5 protein-coding genes are annotated in these 5,279 nt (G+C 45.0%); all 5 read left to right on the top strand.

Features of this window, described 5'->3' with window-relative positions:
• The coding region (locus KGY70_16500) for a sugar phosphate isomerase/epimerase (GenBank protein MBS3776800.1) at positions 1-561 on the top strand (561 nt) is incomplete at its 5' end.
• A gap of 96 nt (positions 562-657) precedes the next feature.
• Positions 658-1,560 carry a TIM barrel protein gene (locus KGY70_16495; GenBank protein MBS3776799.1) on the top strand — a complete coding sequence of 301 codons (903 nt, stop codon included), beginning with the start codon at positions 658-660 and terminating at the stop codon, positions 1,558-1,560.
• 43 nt (positions 1,561-1,603) lie between these two features.
• Positions 1,604-2,929, top strand: coding sequence for a Gfo/Idh/MocA family oxidoreductase (locus tag KGY70_16490; GenBank protein MBS3776798.1), 1,326 nt, complete (start codon positions 1,604-1,606; stop codon positions 2,927-2,929).
• 95 nt (positions 2,930-3,024) lie between these two features.
• The gene (locus KGY70_16485) at positions 3,025-4,011 is read left to right on the top strand and encodes a Gfo/Idh/MocA family oxidoreductase (GenBank protein ID MBS3776797.1); all 987 of its coding nucleotides are present in this window, start codon (positions 3,025-3,027) and stop codon (positions 4,009-4,011) included.
• A 52-nt stretch (positions 4,012-4,063) separates the two neighbouring features.
• Positions 4,064-5,279, top strand: a 1,216-nt coding sequence (nagA, locus tag KGY70_16480) for an N-acetylglucosamine-6-phosphate deacetylase (GenBank protein MBS3776796.1), incomplete at its 3' end; no start/stop codon positions are given.

The raw sequence follows: 5,279 nt of genomic DNA, 5'->3' as shown, positions 1-5,279 counted from the left end.
GTGCGGATATTCACCGGTTATGAGCATGAAGGAGTTGATTATGATACCCAATACGGGAAAGTGGTGGAAGGCCTGAAACTGGCCGGAGAGAAAGCGGCCAAATATGATGTTACCCTGGCCGTTCAAAACCACCACGATATTGCCCTGCACCACGATGCCATGTATTGGCTGCTGAATGAAGTTGATCACCCTAATGTAAAGGCAGGCTGGGATGCCTGGTCCCCTACTCTTGAAGGATTAAGTTCTGAGGAAATCCGGCAATCCATTATAAAAATGAAACCTTTTATTGTTAATACCATTGCCGCGGATTATGTGCGTTTGCCACGGTTCCGTTATGAGTCGAATCTGACAAATTATATCGGACAGGATGATGTGCTTCGTGCTGTTCCCATAGGTGAAGGCATTATTGATTATGAAACCTACTTCAATACTTTAAAAGAAATCGGCTACCAGGGATATTTGGTTTATGAAATGTGTGAAGTGCTGAAAGGAGGAGGCTCTGTTGAAAATCTGGATAATACTGCAAAAAAATTCCTGGAATACGTGAAGCAGTTTGAATAAAGGGCTTATACCAGAATAATTGGATTTAGGCTTGATATCTTCATTTTGATTTCATATTTTTCAACTTTATTAAAAACTTATTAAATTTAAATTATTATGAGTAATAATTCTTTTACACGTCGATCATTCCTAAAGCTGAGTGCGTTAGGCGCAGGCCTTACTGCATTTAATCCGGGAACCCTTTTTGCCTCTTCCAACACAGCAAAAATCAATGATTCAAGGATTAAGCTTAGCTTGTCAGCCTATTCTTTTGTTAATCATTTCAGAAATGACAAGCTGACCATGACAGAGTTCATTGATTACTGCGATAAGCTCGGGCTGGATGGCACAGAGCCAACGTCCTATTTCTTTGAATCCGAAGAGGATTCATATTTACTGGATCTGAGAAACAAGTGTTTCCATCTGGGTCTGGATATCAGTGGAACAGCCATTGGAAATGATTTTATTACACCGGATGAAGGAGAAAGAAAGAAACAGGTGGAAGATGTTAAATACTGGGTAGATAAGGCTGCTATACTGGGAGCTCCTTCCATCAGGGTTTTTGGTGGTGGACACATACCTGAGGGTTATACCGAAAAGGATGCCTATGACTGGGTTATCCCCAATATGAAGGAATGTGTTGACTATGCAAGTCAAAAGGGCATTGTTTTGGCCATTGAAAACCATGGTGGTTTTCCGACCACTTCCGAACAGGTGATAAAGATCATCCAGGAGATAGATTCTCCCTGGTTTGGCGCCAACCTGGATACAGGAAATTTTGCTGATAACTGGTACAAACAAATGGCGGAAGTTGCACCCTATGCCGTGGTTGTTCAGTTGAAAGTAAATGTAAGATCAACGGTTGAGGGAGGCAGATCCATCTCCACTGATCCGGAAAGAGTCATTCGTATGCTCAAGAATGAAGGATACAGAAGATATGTTTCCCTTGAATATGAAGAGGATGCTCCCTACGAGGACATACCGGTTTGGGTCGACAAACTGAGGGAATGTATTGGTTAATTAAAATTAAATTGCTCGATATAAAAGAATCAAAAAATAAATCATGGAACAATCACGACGAGATTTCTTAAAAAAAGTAGCAGTAGGTACTGCCGGAATCACATTTGCAGGGTTGAATAACTTGCAGGCCCAGAGCACCCGGAATATACCGGGCGCCAATGACCGGGTACGAGTTGCCGTTATGGGTGTGCATAGCCGGGGCAGTGCATTGGCACAGAGTGTTGTTCGTTCTAAAATCGGGGAAGTAGCCTACATTTGTGATGTAGATCAGCGGGCTGTTGAAGAGAGAGTAAAGATGGTAGAGGATTTACAAGGCAGAAAACCGAAAGGAGTTATAGATTTCCGAAAGGCATTGGATGATGATTCGGTAGATGCACTGGTTATTGCTGCTCCCGACCACTGGCACACCCCGGCAAGTATTATGGCCCTTAATGCTGGGAAGCATGTATATGTTGAAAAACCCATCAGTCACAATGCCCGTGAAGGGGAACTGATAGTAAAAGCCCAGAAAAAGTATGGTAAGGTTGTACAGGCAGGAACCCAAACCCGTTCCTCATCAATATGCAAGAGAGGAATTCAACAAATCAGAGATGGAATTATAGGCCGCCCCTATTATGGAAGGGCGGAATATGCAAGACCGAGAGGATCTATTGGTTACGGGAAGAAGGCGCCTGTGCCTGATTGGCTGGATTATGACCTTTGGCAGGGTCCGGCACCCCGAACAGCCTACCGGGATAACGTGATCCATTATAACTGGCACTGGTTCAAGAGATGGGGAACCGGTGAAATTGGTAACAATGCTGTTCATAATGTGGATGAGATAAGATGGGCCATGGGTATCGACAGTTATCCTGTTTTGGTTTCCTCCAGTGGTGGAAGGTTTCATTATGAGGACGATTGGGAGTTTTTTGATACTCAGGTTGTAAGCTTTAAATACGAAGGCCGGAAGATGATTGTATGGGACGGAAAGAGTTGTACCGGGCATTCGGCCGGTCCCGGTGCTATAATTTATGGTACTGACGGGAGTATGATCCTCTCGCGAAGTTCTTATAAGGTTTTTGACCGGGAAGGAAATCCGGTGACATCCAGTGAGGAAGATATTGAAGAGGCCGATGATCTGCAGGCAGGCGGTGATGTCAGTGATGCGCATATGCATGATTTTCTTAAAGCCATACAGGATAATTCACAGAATAATGCCCCGATAGATGAAATTCAAAAGAGTAATGTGCTTTGTCATCTGGGTAATATTTCCCAGTTTTTAGGCAGAAAGCTCAGAACAAATCCCGAAAATGGAAGAATTTTAGGCGACGGTGAAGCCATGCAAATGTGGGCCAGGACCTATGAACCCGGCTGGGAGCCTAAAGTATAAAAATAATTTTTAGGATTTAACAAAGAATCATTGATATGAAAACAAAACAAACACGGCGTAATTTTATTAAAACGAGCGCCTCGGCTACCATCGGCATGAGCCTTCTGGGCAATCCGTTGTTTGCAGGGCGAAAGTCCGATATTGCCGCCGATAATAAAAGAATAGGGATTATTGGCCTGGATACTTCTCATTCTATTGCTTTTACCCAGACATTCAATGAGGATAACGGCGATAAGGACTTTGCAGGATATCGTGTTGTAGCTGCTTATCCCAAAGGCAGCAGCACCATCAGATCCAGCTATGAACGGATACCCGGGTATAAAGAAAAGGTAAAGGAGATGGGGGTTGAGATCGTGGATTCAATAGAAGAATTGATAGACCAGGTAGATTTCGTACTTCTGGAGACCAATGACGGGCGGCTGCATCTGGAGCAGGCCATGCCGGTACTGGAAGCAGGCAAAACCATGTTTGTGGATAAACCCGTTACGGCTTCTTTAAGCGATGCCATTATCCTATACGATAAGGCAGAGCAGTACAATGTACCCATATTTTCTTCTTCCTCCTTGCGGCATGGCACGGCCAATGCCCAGGCAATTGCCCGGGGTAAACTGGGAAAAGTTTTGGGGGCTTCTACTTATAGTCCCGCCACGATCGAGCAAACCCATCCCGATCTATTCTGGTATGGGATACATGGCGTAGAATTATTGTATACAGTTATGGGTACAGGTTGTAAAAGTGTTGAACGGGTCTATACCGAAGGCACAGATATGGTTGTTGGCCTCTGGCAGAATAAACGTATAGGTACCTTCCGCGGTATGCGCGAGGGTAAACACGATTATGGTGGTATGGCTTTCGGGGAAGAGGGTAATTCGACACTGGGCGAATACCAGGGGTATAAACCTTTGTTGAAGGAAATAGCAAATTTTTTTGATACAGGCGAACCCCCGGTACCCCGTGAGGAGACACTCGAATTGTTGGCCTTTATGGAAGCCGCAGATGAAAGCAAACGCCTGGGAGGTGCCTCAGTTAACCTGGGAACAATATGGGAACGTGCCCGTAAAGAAGCCGGCACACGAGGTTAAGATGACAATTCGTAGAATTTGGTCATAGTTTAAACCATTAAATTATAATATTATGAATAAATTTATGCTGAAATCTATCGCTTTGCTTTTTATCTTACAATTTGTTTATACCATGTCAGCATTTGGCCAGGCATCTTCTGAACAAACCTTACAAGCACTTTTTTATCGCGACGGCGAACCGGTGGAGATAAAAATTGCAGACGGGAGGATAGTGAAACTCCAACATCTGTCTGAAGATGCAATGGAGGCTGAGGGCAAGAAGACCTATGTAGCCCCCGGTCTTGTAGAAGTTCAGATCAACGGCTACATGGGGGTCGATTTTTCAGGAGGAGACCTGACCTTGGAGGGCATTCGTAAAGCAACCAAAGAATTGTGGAAAGCAGGGATTACTACCTATCTTCCCACATTGATCTCACAGTCCCATGAACGGTTAAAGAAAAACTTTTCTATTCTCTCGCAGGCACTGAATGATTCTGAGATAGGAGCTACTATAGCGGGCTTTCATCTTGAGGGACCGTATATGTCTCCAGAAGACGGTTTCCGCGGCGCTCATCTGGAAAAATACATCAGAAAGCCGGATTGGGACGAGTTTATGGAATATCAGCAGGCCGCCGGCAACGGAATAAAACTGGTGGCTGTTGCCCCGGAAGTGGAGGGAGCCATTCCATTCATCCGCAAATGCGTTGAAAGCGGGGTAGAGGTTACACTTGCTCATCATAACGGTTCAGCGGAAGAAATCAAAGCTGCCGCCGATGCCGGTGCTTCTATGAGCAATCACCTGGGTAACGGCTGTGCCAATATGATACACCGCCACAACAATCCCCTCTGGCCACAACTGGCAGACGATCGGCTGACCCCTTCCATTATTGCCGATGGATATCATCTTACGCAGGAAGAAGTTCAGACTTTTTATAAGGTGAAAGGAGCTGATAACTTAATTTTGGTCTCCGATGCCCTGGATTTGGCCGGTCTTCCGCCGGGTGAATATGAAAGGGGAGGACGAACCCTTCAGTTGACGGAGAATGTAGTTAAATTCCCTGATCAGAATGTTCTGGCCGGAGCTGCTTCACCCATCAGCAAATGTGTGTCCAATATGCTGGAATTTACTCAGTGCAGCCTTAAAGATGCCATTCAAATGGCCAGTACCAATCCGGCCAGGCAGTTTGACCTGGATGAGGTTGGTGAAATAAGCCAGGGGAAACGGGCCGATTTGATCTTGTTTACTATGGAAGACGGTGAGATGGTCATCCAAAAGACCATCGTTGCCG

The sequence above is a fragment of the Bacteroidales bacterium genome, assembly GCA_018334875.1.
Classification (GTDB): Bacteria; Bacteroidota; Bacteroidia; order Bacteroidales; family UBA12077; genus JAGXLC01.
Note: the sequence above shows the minus strand (reverse complement) of the source record. Positions and strands in the feature narration are given on the sequence as shown.